The following is a 13,715-nucleotide window of genomic DNA, read 5'->3' as shown; positions in this document are numbered from 1 at the left end:
AACGTCGATGACCATCACCTCTGAGGAGTTCACCCGGACCATGGCCCGGGTGCCCGCCCCCGTGACGGTGGCCACGACGGTCGACGCGTCCGGGCGCAGATGGGGGTTCACGGGCAGCTCGTTCAGCTCGCTGTCGCTGGCCCCGCCACTGGTGCTGATCTGCCTGGGCAAGACCGCGAGCACCCATGAGGCGTTCACCACCACCGGGAGTTTCATGATCAACATCCTGGCGGAGGGACAGGCGGACATCGCGAGGCGCTTCGCCGCCTCCGGTGCGGACCGGTTCGCGGCGGGGGACACCCTGCCGATGGAGCTGGGGCTGCCGGGCATACCGGAGGCGGTCGCCCGGGTCGCCTGCGCACTGCACCGCGTGGTGGACGGCGGCGACCACTCCGTCCTCATCGGCCGGGTCGTGGCGGCCCACGTCGGCGAGGACGCCCCGCTGGTCTACTACGACCGGTCCTTCCAGCGCCCGGTGTCGGTGGCCGAAACGGCCCCCGGGGCCGCGGTCTGGTGAGCGCGGCCCCCGGAGCCGGGGACTGACCGATCGTGGGGGTTCGGTGCTTCGGGCTCAGTGCCCCCGGGTGATCTGTTTGCCTGGTCGGGGTGTGGGTTTCTCGATCGAGGGGGTTCGGTGCTTCGGGCTCAGGGCCCCCGGGTGATCTGTTTGCCTGGTCGGGGTGTGGGTTTCTCGATCGAGGGGGTTCGGTGCTTCGGGCTCAGGGCCCCCGGGTGATCTGTTTGCCTGGTCGGGGTGTGGGTTTCTCGATCGAGGGGGTTCGGTGCTTCGGGCTCAGTGCCCCCGGGTGATCTGTTTGCCTTGTCGGGGTGTGGGTTTCTCGATCGTGGGGGTTCGGTGCTTCGGGCTCAGTGCCCCCGGGGGATCTGGTTGGCTTGTCGGGGTGTGGGTTTCTCGATCGTGGGGGTGCGGTGCTTCGGGCTCAGTGCCCCCGGGGGATCTGGTTGGCTTGTCGGGGTGTGGGTTTCTCGATCGTGGGGGTGCGGTGCTTCGGGCTCAGTGCCCCCGGGGGATCTGGTTGGCTTGTCGGGGTGTGGGTTTCTCGATCGTGGGGGTGCGGTGCTTCGGGCTCAGTGCCCCCGGGGGATCTGGTTGGCTTGTCGGGGTGTGGGTTTCTCGGTCGCGGGGGTTCGGTGCTTCGGGCTCAGTGCCCCCGGGTGATCTGCTTGTCTTGTCGGGGTGTGGGTTTCTCGGTCGCGGGGGTTCGGTGCTTCGGGCTCAGTGCCCCCGTGCGATCTGCTTGTCTTGTCGGGGTGTGGGTTTCTCGATCGTGGGGGTTCGGTGCTTCGGGCTCAGTGCCCCCGGGTGATCTGGTTGGCTTGTCGGGGTGTGGGTTTCTCGGTCGCGGGGGTTCGGTGCTTCGGGCTCAGTGCCCCCGGGCGATCTGCTTGTCTTGTCGGGGTGTGGGTTTCTCGATCGTGGGGGTTCGGTGCTCCGGGCTCAGTGCCCCCGCGCGATCCACTCGTCCAGGTGCGGGGCCTCGTCTCCGATGACCGTGGAGTCACCGTGGCCGGTGCGGACCAGCGTTTCCGCGGGCAGCGTCAGCAGCCGCTCCCGGATCGACTCGATGATCGTCGGGAAGGACGAGTAGGAGCGCCCGGTCGCGCCGGGGCCGCCCTGGAAGAGGGTGTCCCCGGAGAAGACCGTGGTCAGCGCGGGGGCGTGCAGACAGACCGCACCCAGGGAGTGGCCGGGGGTGTGCAGCACCCGCAGCTCGGTCCCCGCGACGGTGAGGACGTCGCCGTCGGCCAGCGGCTTGTCCGGGGCGCGGTCCGGGTGGCGCATCCGCCACAGCACCTCGTCCTCCGGGTGCAGCAGGATCGGCGCGCCGGTGCGGTCGGCGAGGGCCGGGGCCGCGTCGATGTGGTCGTCGTGGCCGTGGGTGCAGATGATGCCGAGCAGCCGGCGGTCGCCGATGGCGGCCGCGATGGCGTCGGCGTCATGCGCGGCGTCGATCACGTACACCTCGTGGTCGTCGCCGATCAGCCACACGTTGTTGGCCACCTCCCAGGTGCCGCCGTCCAGCGAGAAGGTGCCGGAGGTGACGAGGTGGTCGACGCGTACGGGCGGAGGGGTCATCAGAACATCACCACCGAGCGGAGCACCTCGCCGCGGTGCATCTTGGCGAACGCCTCCTCGATGTCCTCGAGCCCGATCGTCTCGCTGACGAACGCGTCCAGGTCGAGGCGGCCCTGCTGGTAGAGGTCGATCAGCATGGGGAAGTCGCGGTCCGGCAGACAGTCCCCGTACCAGGAGGACTTGAGCGCCCCGCCGCGCCCGAAGACGTCCAGGAGCGGCAGCTCCAGCTTCATCTCGGGGGTGGGGACGCCGACCAGGACGACCGTGCCGGCCAGATCGCGGGCGTAGAACGCCTGCTGGTACGTCTCGGGGCGGCCCACCGCCTCGATGACGACGTCGGCGCCGTTGCCGTCGGTCAGCTCCCGGATGGCCTCGACGACATCGGCACTGCCCGCGTGGAGGGTGTGGGTGGCGCCCAACGAACGGGCCCACTCCAGTTTCCGCTCGTCCAGGTCCACCGCGATGATCTTCGCGGCCCCGGCCAGCCGCGCCCCGGCGACCGAGGCGGTGCCGACACCGCCGCAGCCGATCACGGCGACGGAGTCACCGCGCTGGACGTTGCCGGTGTTGAGCGCGGCGCCGATGCCGGCCATCACACCGCAGCCGAGCAGCCCGGCCGCGGCGGGCGCGGCCGAGGGGTCGACCTTGGTGCACTGCCCGGCGGCCACCAGCGTCTTCTCGGCGAACGCGCCGATGCCGAGCGCCGGGGTCAGCGCGGTGCCGTCGGCCAGGGTCATGGGCTGCTTCGCGTTGTGGGTGTTGAAGCAGTACCAGGGACGGCCGCGGCGGCAGGCCCGGCACTCGTGGCAGACGGCCCGCCAGTTGAGGATCACGAAGTCGCCGGGGGCCACCTCCGTGACGCCCTCGCCCACGGACTCCACGATGCCCGCCGCCTCATGGCCGAGCAGGAAGGGGAACTCATCGTTGATTCCGCCCTCCCGGTAGTGCAGATCGGTGTGGCAGACGCCGCACGCCTGGACCTTCACCACCGCTTCGCCGGGGCCGGCGTCCGGCACCACGATCGTCTCGATCCTGACCTTCTCGCCCTTGCCGGGGGCCACCACGCCGCGTACCTGTTGAGTCATGACAGCAGCGTAAGTGCCGACCACCGGCTACGACAGGCGATCAGCGGCTACGACAGGCCATCGGCTACGACAGGCCAGCGGCTACGACACGGATGACGGGGCACGTCCGGAACGGGCCGCACCGGTGTTCCCCGGTGCGGCCCGTCACCGCTTCGGCGGACCGCTTACTTCACGTTGATCGCGGTCCAGGCGGCGGCGACCGCCTTGTACTCGGTGGAGTTGGCCCCGTAGAGGTCGGACGCGGCACTGAGGGTGCCGGTACGGGCGCCCGCGTACTTGGTCGTCGAGGTCCAGTACGTGGTCAGGGCCCGGTACCAGATCTTGATGGCCTTGTCCCGGCCGATCCCGGTGACGGTCGAGCCGTCGTAGGTCGGGCTGTTGTAGCTCACGCCGTTGATCACCTTCGCGCCGCTGCCCTCGGACAGCAGGTAGAAGAAGTGGTTGGCGGGACCGGAGGAGTAGTGGACGTCGATGTTGCCGAGCGTCGAGGACCAGTAGTCCTTGGACGCCCCGTCCTTGCTGGGCTTGTCCTGGTAGCGCAGCGGGGTGCCGTTGCCATTGATGTTGATCTTCTCGCCGATGAGGTAGTCACCGACGTCCGCGGAGTTGCCCGAGTAGAACTCCACCGCGGTGGCCATGATGTCGGAGGTGGCCTCGTTGAGGCCGCCCGGCTCACCGGCGTAGTTGAGGTTGGCCGTGGCCGCGGTCACGCCGTGGCTCATCTCGTGGCCGGCCACGTCCATGGCGGTCAGCGCGTTGGCGTTGCCCGAGCCGTCGCCGTAGGTCATGCAGAAGCAGGAGTCCTGCCAGAAGGCGTTCACGTAGTTGTTGCCGTAGTGGACGCGGGAGTACGAGCCCACGCCGTTGTTCTTGATGCCGTTGCGGCCCAGGAACTCCTTGTAGAAGTCCCAGGTCTCGGCCGCGCCGTAGTGCGCGTCGACGCCGGCGGTCTGGCGCCCGCCGCCCCATACGTCGTCCGCGTCGGTGAACAGGGTGCCGGTTCCCGAGCTGCCCTGGTTCAGGTCATAGGTCTTGTGGTTGCCACGGGTGGCGTCCGTGAGGCTGTACGTGGAGCCGCTCTTGGTGGTGCCCAGGGGCACCGTGCCGCTGTACTTGCTGGTGCCGGTGCCGGTCTCGACGCCCTCCCACTGGGACAGCTTCGCGCCCGTGGCGGCGTCGGTGACGACGTGCAGCTCGCTCGGGGTGCCGTCGGCCTGCGTTCCGGTGACGACGGTCTCCCAGGCCAGGACGGGCTTGCCGGTGGCCGCCCAGACCACCTTCCGCGGCGACTTGGCCTTCTCGCCGGTGGTCGCCTTCGGCGCGGCCTTCAGCGCGGTGCCGGAGGCGGCCTGGGGCGTCACGGCGGCGTCGGTGCTCTTGACCGCTATCCGGGCGCCGGTGGCCTTGTTGACGGAGCGCGCGCCGCCGGCCTTCTCGTGGACGACCAGGTCGCCACCGAGGACCGGCAGCCCCGCGTAGGTGCGCTCGTAGCGGGTGTGAACGGTTCCGTCCGCGTCCTTGATGACGTCGCGGACGAGGAGCTTCTCCTTGGCCCCGAGTCCGAGGGACTCGGCCTGCGCGGAGGCGTCGGCCTGGGCCGCCTTGATCGCGGTGGCGCGCTCGCCCGCGGTCAGCGGCAGCGCCGTGGCGCCCGCCTCGCGGGAGCGCTCCGGCTGGGCGCTGGCCTGGCCGGACTGCACACCGATGACGACCATGGCGGCGGAGGCGACGAGCGCCGCCACGCGGACGGTCTTCTTACGGGGGGAGGAAGCGATGGGTCTCACTCGGTCTCCTTGCCTTGGGGCCGCCGGGTCGCGGCCCTGCGTAGGGGGTACGGACGGCCATGGGTGGGCCGTCCGGTCGAGCAGGAGTGGTGCGAGTGGTGCGCATAGCGGTGCGTGATGTCCCTACTGCGGAGTCGGAGGACGCGCAGCGGGCCGACCAGAGATTGTCATCGAACTATCGATTCGGGTAGGCGCGTAACAAGAATTTGACTCCACGTTGTTCAAGTGGGGGCGAATTCGGTCAGCGAGCCATGAGGCAACAACAGTTGTTTGATGCCGACTTATGCCGCTACGTCATGCCCCTGTTGGATCGGCGCCGCCGGCCGCCCCGGGGGCCGGGACCGGCCAACCGCCCAGGTGGCGAGCGCGGCGGGCCGGTTGGCGGCGCCGGAGGGCCGCGTTGCCGTGTACGCGACGAGAAGACGATCTGTGTGCCGAGCGGCGCGCGGCCGCGCTTTCCGCGGCGGGATTCCGCCGTCCTGTGGGCCCGTTCGGGGCGAGATGCCTCCTGTCCGCGGCGAGCAGCGTCCGCGGCGGGGCGGGCACCCGGCCCGGTGTCGGCGGCGGCCCCCACCCGCACCGTCCCGCCGCTCGACGGTGGCCTCCGCCAACACGGCGTGGGCCAGGGCGGCGGGGACGGGCGCGACCCCGCTTCGGGAGGCGAGCGGCCTCGGCGTCCGGGAGGCGTGCGGCCCCGGCTCAGAACTCCAACACCGCGCGATAGCGGGCGCGTCCGTGGCGGACATGGTCGAGCGCCTCGTCCAGGCGCGCGACCGGGAAAGTCTCGACGGCCGGGCGGATGCCGTGCCGCGCCGCGAAGTCCAGCATCCGCCGGTTCTCCGCCGGTGACCCCACGAGGCCGCCGACGAGCCGCTTCTCGCCCAGCAGCAGGCTCAACGGCTGGAAGCCGAACGGCCCGTGGGGAACGCCGACCACGCACAGCGTCCCGTGCGGGCGCAGCGCCGCGAGATACGCGTCCCACGGCAGATCGGCCGAGACGGTCGAGAGGATGAAGTCGAACGAGCCCGAGACCCGCTGGAGCCCCTCCTGCGCGGCGACGAACTCATGGGCGCCGAACCGGCGGCTGTCGTCCGCCTTCGCCGCCGTCGAGGAGATGGCGGTCACCTGGCAGCCCCACTTGGCGAGGAACTGGATCGCGAGATGGCCCAGACCGCCCACCCCCACCACGGCGACCCGGTCGGTGGGCCGGACGCCGTTCCGGGTGATCGCCGAGAACACGGTGATCCCGGCGCACAGGAGCGGCGCCGCGTGCTCGGAGGCGAGGGAGTCGGGTATCGGCTGGACGTAGCGCCAGTCGCTCGCCCGCACCCGGGTGGCGAACGCGCCGCGGTCGCCGCGCAGCACCGTGTCGTCCTTGTCCGCGCACAGATACTGCCGACCGCTGAGGCACCATTCGCAGGCGAAGCACGCCCCCGCCACCGCGCCGACGCCCACCCGCCGGCCGACGGCGAGCTGCCCACCGTCGACGGCGCTGCCCACGGCCGCGATCACGCCGACCGCCTCATGGCCCGCGACCAGCGGGTACCGGGAGTAGCCGTGCGCGTCGTCGACCATGCCGACGTCGGTCTGGCAGACGCCGCAGTGCGTCACGGCGACATCGACCTCCAGCGGCCCCAGGGGCTCCGGCTCGTACTCGAGCCGCTGAACAGGGCCACCGGCCCGCTCCACCGCGTATGCGCGCACGGTCATGCGCCCCACCCCATTTCTAACTAACTAGTTGGTTGGATTTTTGTACGCTACGCGGCAGCGCCCCCGCCGGCAACTAACCGGTTGGTAATCTGAGCCCCGTGTCTCCCCGGAAAAGCGATGCCACCCGCCGCCGCCTGCTCGAGGCGGCCACCGCCGACTTCGCCGCCCATGGCATCGCGGGCGCCCGGGTCGACCGCATCGCGGCCGCCGCGGGCATCAACAAGGCGCAGCTCTATGCCTACTTCGGAGACAAGCTCGGCCTCTTCGGCGCCGTCTTCCGCCGCCATGCCGATGTCGTCGTCGACTCCGTGCCGTTCACGGCCGACGACCTCCCTCAGTACGCCGTGCGGCTCTACGACACCGCCGTGGAGCGGCCGGAGCTGATCCGCCTGGCCACCTGGGCGAGGCTCGAAGGGGTGGCCACCAACAATCTGGTGACCGAGTCATCGGCCACCGTCGCCGGCAAACTCCAGGCGATCGCCGATGCCCAGCGCGAGGGCCGCCTCACCGCCTCGATGGACCCCCAGGACGTCCTCGCGCTGGTGCTCGCCATGGCCCTGACCTGGTCCGCCTCCGGACTCTCCGCCACAGCCGCCCCGGACGACCCGCCCGCGGCCCACGACCGCCGCAAGCGGGCCCTCTCCCAGGCGGTCTCGGGCGCCTTCGGCACGCGGGGCTGATCGTCCTCCGAACGGGTGACTACGGGCCGGACCGCCCGGGACCGCTCGCCTACGCTGGAACCATCGCTCCGTACGAAGGAGGTCCACCGTGGTACTGACGGCCCCCGAGCGCGAGGCGCGCGCGGACAGTGGCGAGAGCACCGCTTCATCGGTCGAGGAAGCCTTCGTGGCGTTGAGCGCGGCAGCCCCCGAGGGATGGCGCGTGGAACTGATCGAAGGAGAAATCCACGTGGTGCCTCCCGCTAACGGTGAGCACGAAGAGATTGTGTCGGAAGTGACTGGGCAGGTACGCGACCACAGGAAGGACCTGGGGCGTTACACCGGCGTCGGACTCCGCGTTCCGGATGCGTCACCAACCGGCAAGGTCGTTCCTGATTTCGTCATCGCGCCGAAGGGGAGCTTCGGTGACTCCTTGGAGTACCACGACCCGGGAGCGGTGATGCTCGTCGGCGAGGTCACCTCGCATTCGACCGCCGACAACGACCGGGGGCCCAAGCTGCGGGGCTACGCGGCGGCGGGCATTCCGTTCTATCTGCTGATCGACCGGGAACGGAAGCAGGCCGTGCTGCACTCGCTGCCCGCCGGGAAGAGGTACACCCGCAAGGTCGAGGTCGACATCTCCCAGCCGCTGTCGCTGCCCGAACCGCTCGGGTTCGACCTGGACACCAGCGAGTTCTGACCCCGGTCCCACCTCCTTCCCCTACAAGCCTCTATGAGCGCCCTATGAGCGCCCTATGAGCGCCTTATGGGCGCCGATATGGCGAGGGCCGCCCCTGGTGTGGGGCGGCCCTCAGTGTTTCCGCGCCGGTGAAACCTCAGACGTTGACGCCGAAGTCCTGGGCGATGCCCACGAGACCGGCGGCGTAGCCCTGGCCCACGGCACGGAACTTCCACTCCGCGCCATTGCGGTACAGCTCGCCGAAGACCATGGCGGTCTCGGTCGCGGCGTCCTCGCTCAGGTCGTAGCGGGCGATCTCGGTGCCGCCGGCCTGGTTGACGATGCGGATGAACGCGTTCCGCACCTGGCCGAAGTTCTGGCTGCGGGACTCGGCGTCGTAGATCGAGACCGGGAAGACGATCTTCTCCACGTCGGCCGGCAGACCGGCCAGGTTGACGTTGATCTGCTCGTCGTCGCCCTCGCCCTGGCCGGTGACGTTGTCACCGGTGTGGACGATGGTCTGGTCCGGCGTGGACTTGTTGTTGAAGAACACGAAGTGCTGGTCGGAGTAGACCTTGCCGTTCGCGTTCACGGCGATGGCACTCGCGTCGAGGTCGAAGTCGGTGCCCGTGGTGGTGCGGACGTCCCAGCCGAGGCCGACCGTGACGGCGGTCAGGCCCGGTGCCTCCTTGGTGAGCGAGACGTTGCCGCCCTTGGACAGGCTTACAGCCATGGGGAGTCCCTTTCGTGGTCTCGATGATTCGAGGCGACGGGCGAAGCCGTCGTCACCCTCCACAACGCCATGAACAGCCCGACAGGTTCCAGCTCCCTTTACTTTCTTTGCCAAACCCTGATGCGGCGGTGTGACGAGATAACCGGATGACGCCGCCGGGGTCGGCAGGCGACCATGGACGCATGCCCGCGCCCTATGTCATCCGAGGTTCGGTCTCCTTGCCGGAGGCCGAGCTGATGTGGCGTTTCTCGCGGTCCTCCGGACCCGGAGGACAGCACGTCAACACCAGCGACAGCCGGGTCGAGTTGCGCTTCGACCTCGCCCGCACCGAGGCGCTGCCGCCCGTGTGGAAGGAGCGCGCGCTGGAGCGGCTGGCGGGCAAGCTGGTGGACGGGGTGGTGACCGTACGGGCCGCCGAGCACCGTTCGCAGTGGCGCAACCGTGAGACGGCCGCCATAAGGCTCGCATCGCTGCTCGCGGAGGCGACCGCGCCACCGCCCAAACCGCGCCGCCCCACCCGGATCCCCCGGGGCCTCAACGAGCGGCGGCTGCGCGAGAAGAAGCAGCGCGGTGACGTCAAGCGGGGGCGTACGGGGCGGGGCTGGACGTAACACCGGACCCGGGACGTAATTCCGGACCCGGGACGTAACACCGGACCCGGGGCGTAACACCGGCCCGGGACGTAACACCGGCCCGGGACGTAACACCGGACCCGGGACCGACGGGGATCGAGCCGACCGGACTCCCCGCTCTCCCCGCTCTCCGTGCTCTTTGGCGGCCACCCCTTGCCGCCCTCACCCCAGCGTCCGGTAGCGCCCCCTGAAGTACGTCAGCGGCCCGCCCTCCGCGGCCGGTGCCGCCGCGGTGAGCACCCGTGCCACCACCAGCGTGTGGTCCCCGGCCGTCACCCGCTGCTCGGTGCGGCACTCCAGTACCGCCAGCGCGCCCACCGCGAGCGGGGCGTCGGTGTGCTCGCCCCGCACCACGGGCATGTCCTCGAACAGCAACCTGTCGCTGATGCGCCCCTTCATGGCGAATCGTCCCGCGATGTGCCGCTGACCTTCCGACAGGACCGATACCGCCCAATGCGGCTGTCGCTCCAGCAGCTCGTCCATCCGTGAACCGTTGCGAACGCTCACCATCACCAGCGGCGGGTCAAGTGACACTGACATGAACGCGGTGGCCGTCATGCCGACGTCCTCGCCGCGCGGCCCCTCCTCCGGGTCGTGCGCGGTCACCAGCACCACGCCCGCGGTGAGCCGCGCCAGCGCGGCACGGAATTCGTCCTCGCTCACCCCACCAGCATGGGGGACGGCGGGCTCGGCTGGACTGGAAGGAGTCGTCGGGAACACCCTTCGACGCTAACCGCCCCCGCCCCCTCCCCGCATCGGACCCGGGGACCACGGTGGGCTAGGCCATCGGCCGTAGGCCGGGCGCCGGCCGGAGGGTGCTCGGGCGGTGAAGGCGGCTGCCTTGCATGGCCAGGTATCGCCGTTCCGGAATTTGCGTTCACAAAAACTAGGAGCGCTCCCATCCCCGCCGTTAAAGAAGTGAATACGTTCTGTGACATGAATCACAGCAGCCAGTAATTGTTGACCCTGTGTACCGAGTGAACAGCTCGCTGTGATTCAGTGGCCGTGGCAATCGGACGACAAGACGCCAGGAGTTTGCTGTCGAGGTCTCGGGGGAGTGCGATCGATGGAGACCGAGTCGGAGCCGTACATCCGCCTTACGACACTGCGGCAGTTGCACCAGGTAGTGGCCGATCTGAACACCGCCCGCAGCCTCGCCGACACGCTTCAGGCCGTCGCCGACGGCGTCATCGCCGGGCTCGGGTTCGAGCTGTCGGCCGTCAACCTCGTCCGTCCCGACGGAGACCTCGTCGTGGCCGCCGTCGGCGGCAGCGCCGGGGCCGAGGCGCTGATGGCCGGGCGGGTCGGCTCCCGCTGCTCCTGGGAGCGCCGGCTGTCCATGGGCGACCGCTGGGGCGATCTGCGCTTCATCCCGTACAGCGAGGGCTGGGTCCTCGACGACGACGATGTCCCGCAGTGGCACACCCCCGGCCCCGCGCCCCGCTTTCCCGACGAATGGCACCCCATGGACCGCCTGTTCGCCCCGCTCTACGCGGCGGGTGCCGCCGGCGGCGAGCTGATCGGCGTCATCTCCGTCGACAAACCGCGCAACGGCCGCCGCCCCGGCGCCTGGGGCCGCGAGGCCCTCCAGATGTACGCCTTCCACGCCGCCGTCGCGATCGGCAACGCCCGGCTGCGCGGCAATATGCAGCGCGCCCTGCTGCGCCTGGAGCGCGAGCAGCAGGCGCTGCGGGCCAGCGAGGAGTCCTTCCGGCAGGCGTTCGAGTACGCGCCCAGCGGTATGGCCATCGCCGAGATGGGCGGCGATCAGCACGGCCGGCTGCTGCGCACCAACGACGCCCTGTGCCGGCTGCTGGGCCGCCCCGCCTCCGCGATGCGCCGCTTCTCCTTCTCCGACCTCGTCCACCCCGAGGACATCGGCACCCTGCTGCGCACCTCCGCCGAGGGCGGCCGCGCCGAGCTGCGGCTGACCCGCCGCGACGGTTCGTACCTCTGGGTCTCGCTGCGCAACTCGGTGGTGGCCGACGCCGCCGACGGCCCGCGCTTCCTGCTCACCCATGTCGAGGACATCGAGGAGCGCAAGCGCCATGAGCTCCAGCTCGCCCACCGCGCCAGCCATGACTCCCTGACCGGCCTGCCCAACAGCGCCGAGCTGCGCGCCCGGCTCGCCGCCCGGCTGTGCGCCACCCCGCCCCGGCCGGGCGGGCACTACGACGACGCGGCCGGCTCGCCCGACGGCGGGTTCGCGGGCGGCGGCGGGGTCTATGTCGACGCGGCGGGGCATCTGCACGGCTTCGACGACTTCGAGTGCTTCGGCACCCCGCCGCCCGCCGAGAGCGTCCCGTTCGACGGCCATGTGCACATCATCCCGCCCAACGAGGACTCCAACGCCGATGACGGCCATAAGGGGCTCGCGGTGCTCTTCTGCGACCTCGACGGCTTCAAGTCCATCAACGACCGCTTCGGGCACCACGCGGGCGACGCCGTGCTCATCGAGGTCGCCCGCCGGCTGACCAACGGCGTCCGCGAAGGGGATACGGTCGCCCGGCTCGGCGGCGACGAGTTCGTCGTCCTCGCCGACGGCCTCGGCCGGGCCGACGCCCAGGATCTGGCGGTGCGGCTGCGCAATGCGATCACCCCGCCCATCCGGGTCGACGGCCGGGCCGTCCGGGTGGGTGCCAGCTTCGGTATCGGCTGGGCGGGCTGCGGAATGTCGGCCGAAGAGGTGCTGCACTCCGCTGACCAGCGCATGTATATCGAGAAGCGGTCCCGCTCCAAGGAGCGCCGCCGGGCCGGGTAGCTAGGCCGGTGGGAGGTTGTGAGATATGTCGGGGGGTAGGAGGGGTGCACCGACAGGCCGAATGAGGTGTGGGAGCGGTCGGTCGCGGTAGGCTGCGCCGATGCGGCCCTGCCGCCGACAGTGAACCGATCGTGAATATTGGCCATCCGGACAGCACACGCCCTGTTGAGGCCCTCTCGACCCTGATATGAGCTGTCGTGGCGCGTTCTGATCCTGCGCCGATGGCCATATGCATAGGGGAGTGACGAGGGATGACGGCCGGCAACAACGGCTCGGGCACACCGGAGAACGACGACCCGTTCGCCTACCTGTACCGCTCGGAAGGCGACCAGGGGGACCAGGGCGGTCAGTCGGGTCAGCCGGGTCAGCAGGGTGCCGCCCCCCGCGCCGGTGGCTACGGCTACCCAGGTCCGGCCCAGCCAGGGGTTCCCCGCACCTCCTACAACCAGGTCCGTGCGGTGGGCGAGCGCACCTACGGCCAGCAGATCCCGAACCAGCCGCCGCAGGGGTACGGCCAGCAGCAGGGCGGCTACGGTCGGCAGAACGCCCACTACGCCGCCCCCGAGACGCTGCCCGGCGGGGCACCCCGCCAGCCCGGTGCGGCCGCCCCGCGCGGCGGCCATGGGGGAGGCGGTCGCGGCCCCAACAACAAGGGGCTGCTGATCGGCGCGCTCGCCGTGGTCGCGGTGGTCCTCGTGGGCATCGGCGTCGCCATGATCACCAACGGTGACGACAAGAAGGACGACCAGGCCGATCCGACGAACCAGCCCACCGCGGGCTCCAGCGTCGAGCCGGGCGAGTCCTCCGGGCCCTCCAAGGCCCCGGAGGGGAATCTGCCCACCGAGGACGCCTCGAAGATGCGGCTGGCCGGCGGCGCGGCCCCCGCGACCGACATCCAGGGCGCCAAGGCCGACGGCGGCTCCTACGTGGGCGTCAACGCCCCGGGCGCGTCCGTGACCTGGAGCGTGGACGTGGACAAGGCGAAGTCGTACCGGCTGTACGTCACGTACAGCGTGCCCGGCGAGGACCAGAGCATGTCGCTGACGATCAACGGCAAGAAGGAGTCGCGGCCGCTCAACATGCAGAACTTCACGGGCGCGCCGAAGGGCGACTTCGAGAAGGGCTGGACGGAGACCTGGTCGATCGTCCAGCTCAGCCACGGCACCAACACGATCACCGTGTCGTGCGAGAGCGGCGACAAGTGCAACGCCAACATCGACCAGATGCGGCTGGCCAAGGCCAAGGGCTAGGCGCGGGACTGGCACGGGTCGGGGCCCCGGAGAGGTGCCGGGGCCCCAAGCCGGGGCCCAAGAGGCTGCGGGGCTTCCGAGCCTGCGGCGGTGTTCACGGCGGCCTCGCGCCGCCGTGGTCGCCCCGCCGTCGCCCTCACGCCGCCGCCGGGTGCTCCGTCACCTCGACGCCCGCCAGCACCTCGTCGTAGACCGCCCGGTCGAACTCGCCCGCCACCGGGGACCGTACGGCCGCCGCCGACAGGGCCACCGCGCGGGCGAGCCGGTCCGGCCACGGCGCCTCCTCGACCAGCCCGGACAGCAGCCCCGCGACCGCCGCGTCCC

General features: G+C 70.6%; 12 protein-coding genes and 1 pseudogene. 6 read left to right on the top strand and 7 right to left on the bottom strand.

Translation table 11 applies throughout. The features are described from left to right. Positions 1 to 7: 7 nt before the first annotated feature. Positions 8 to 517, top strand: a complete 510-nt coding sequence (locus tag KN815_RS12590) for a flavin reductase family protein (RefSeq protein WP_216341871.1) — start codon at positions 8 to 10, stop codon at positions 515 to 517. A gap of 942 nt (positions 518 to 1,459) precedes the next feature. On the opposite strand, the gene KN815_RS12585 is transcribed toward KN815_RS12590, so the two are convergent. The 4 genes from KN815_RS12585 to KN815_RS12570 form a co-directional block, all read right to left on the bottom strand. Continuing rightward, entirely contained in the window at positions 1,460 to 2,098 is a 639-nt protein-coding gene (locus KN815_RS12585) for an MBL fold metallo-hydrolase (protein ID WP_216341870.1), read from the bottom strand. Beyond that, positions 2,098 to 3,183 (bottom strand): S-(hydroxymethyl)mycothiol dehydrogenase, encoded by a 1,086-nt coding sequence (locus KN815_RS12580; RefSeq protein WP_216341869.1) that lies wholly within the window; start codon positions 3,181 to 3,183, stop codon positions 2,098 to 2,100. The genes KN815_RS12585 and KN815_RS12580 overlap by 1 nt, the downstream gene beginning before the upstream one ends. A gap of 164 nt (positions 3,184 to 3,347) precedes the next feature. Further along, positions 3,348 to 4,967: a M4 family metallopeptidase gene (locus tag KN815_RS12575; RefSeq protein ID WP_216341868.1), complete on the bottom strand. Its 1,620-nt coding sequence runs from the start codon at positions 4,965 to 4,967 to the stop codon at positions 3,348 to 3,350. Positions 4,968 to 5,666: 699 nt separating this feature from the next. Next, on the bottom strand, positions 5,667 to 6,677 hold the full coding sequence (locus KN815_RS12570; protein ID WP_216341867.1) for an NAD(P)-dependent alcohol dehydrogenase: 1,011 nt from the start codon (positions 6,675 to 6,677) through the stop codon (positions 5,667 to 5,669). 98 nt (positions 6,678 to 6,775) lie between these two features. Here KN815_RS12570 and KN815_RS12565 point away from each other — a divergent pair, with 98 nt between their 5' ends. Continuing rightward, a complete protein-coding gene (locus KN815_RS12565; protein ID WP_216341866.1) occupies positions 6,776 to 7,357 on the top strand; it encodes a TetR/AcrR family transcriptional regulator in 582 nt (193 codons plus the stop codon). 88 nt (positions 7,358 to 7,445) lie between these two features. Beyond that, positions 7,446 to 8,036 carry a Uma2 family endonuclease gene (locus KN815_RS12560; protein WP_216341865.1) on the top strand — a complete coding sequence of 197 codons (591 nt, stop codon included), beginning with the start codon at positions 7,446 to 7,448 and terminating at the stop codon, positions 8,034 to 8,036. 136 nt (positions 8,037 to 8,172) lie between these two features. Here the strand turns inward: KN815_RS12560 and KN815_RS12555 are convergent, their stop codons facing one another. After that, positions 8,173 to 8,748, bottom strand: a complete 576-nt coding sequence (locus KN815_RS12555) for a TerD family protein (RefSeq protein ID WP_059142734.1) — start codon at positions 8,746 to 8,748, stop codon at positions 8,173 to 8,175. Positions 8,749 to 8,930: 182 nt separating this feature from the next. Between KN815_RS12555 and arfB the strand changes: the two genes are divergently transcribed. Then, positions 8,931 to 9,359, top strand: coding sequence for an alternative ribosome rescue aminoacyl-tRNA hydrolase ArfB (gene arfB, locus KN815_RS12550; RefSeq protein ID WP_216341864.1), 429 nt, complete (start codon positions 8,931 to 8,933; stop codon positions 9,357 to 9,359). Between the two features lie 183 nt (positions 9,360 to 9,542). Here arfB and KN815_RS12545 read toward each other — a convergent pair whose 3' ends face one another. After that, positions 9,543 to 10,043, bottom strand: coding sequence for a flavin reductase family protein (locus tag KN815_RS12545; RefSeq protein ID WP_372458330.1), 501 nt, complete (start codon positions 10,041 to 10,043; stop codon positions 9,543 to 9,545). Between the two features lie 403 nt (positions 10,044 to 10,446). Between KN815_RS12545 and cdgB the strand changes: the two genes are divergently transcribed. Both cdgB and KN815_RS12535 read left to right on the top strand, forming a co-directional pair. Then, positions 10,447 to 12,141, top strand: coding sequence for a diguanylate cyclase CdgB (gene cdgB, locus KN815_RS12540; protein ID WP_216341862.1), 1,695 nt, complete (start codon positions 10,447 to 10,449; stop codon positions 12,139 to 12,141). 251 nt (positions 12,142 to 12,392) lie between these two features. After that, positions 12,393 to 13,391: a carbohydrate-binding protein gene (locus tag KN815_RS12535; protein ID WP_216341861.1), complete on the top strand. Its 999-nt coding sequence runs from the start codon at positions 12,393 to 12,395 to the stop codon at positions 13,389 to 13,391. 136 nt (positions 13,392 to 13,527) lie between these two features. On the opposite strand, the pseudogene KN815_RS12530 reads toward KN815_RS12535, so the two are convergent. Further along, positions 13,528 to 13,715: pseudogene (locus KN815_RS12530) on the bottom strand (1-phosphofructokinase); the annotation flags it as partial.

It is taken from the genome of Streptomyces niphimycinicus, assembly GCF_018883605.1.
Taxonomy (GTDB): Bacteria; Actinomycetota; Actinomycetes; order Streptomycetales; family Streptomycetaceae; genus Streptomyces; species Streptomyces niphimycinicus.
The sequence above is the reverse complement of the archived record's forward strand: the minus strand, read 5'-3'. Positions and strand labels throughout refer to the sequence as shown.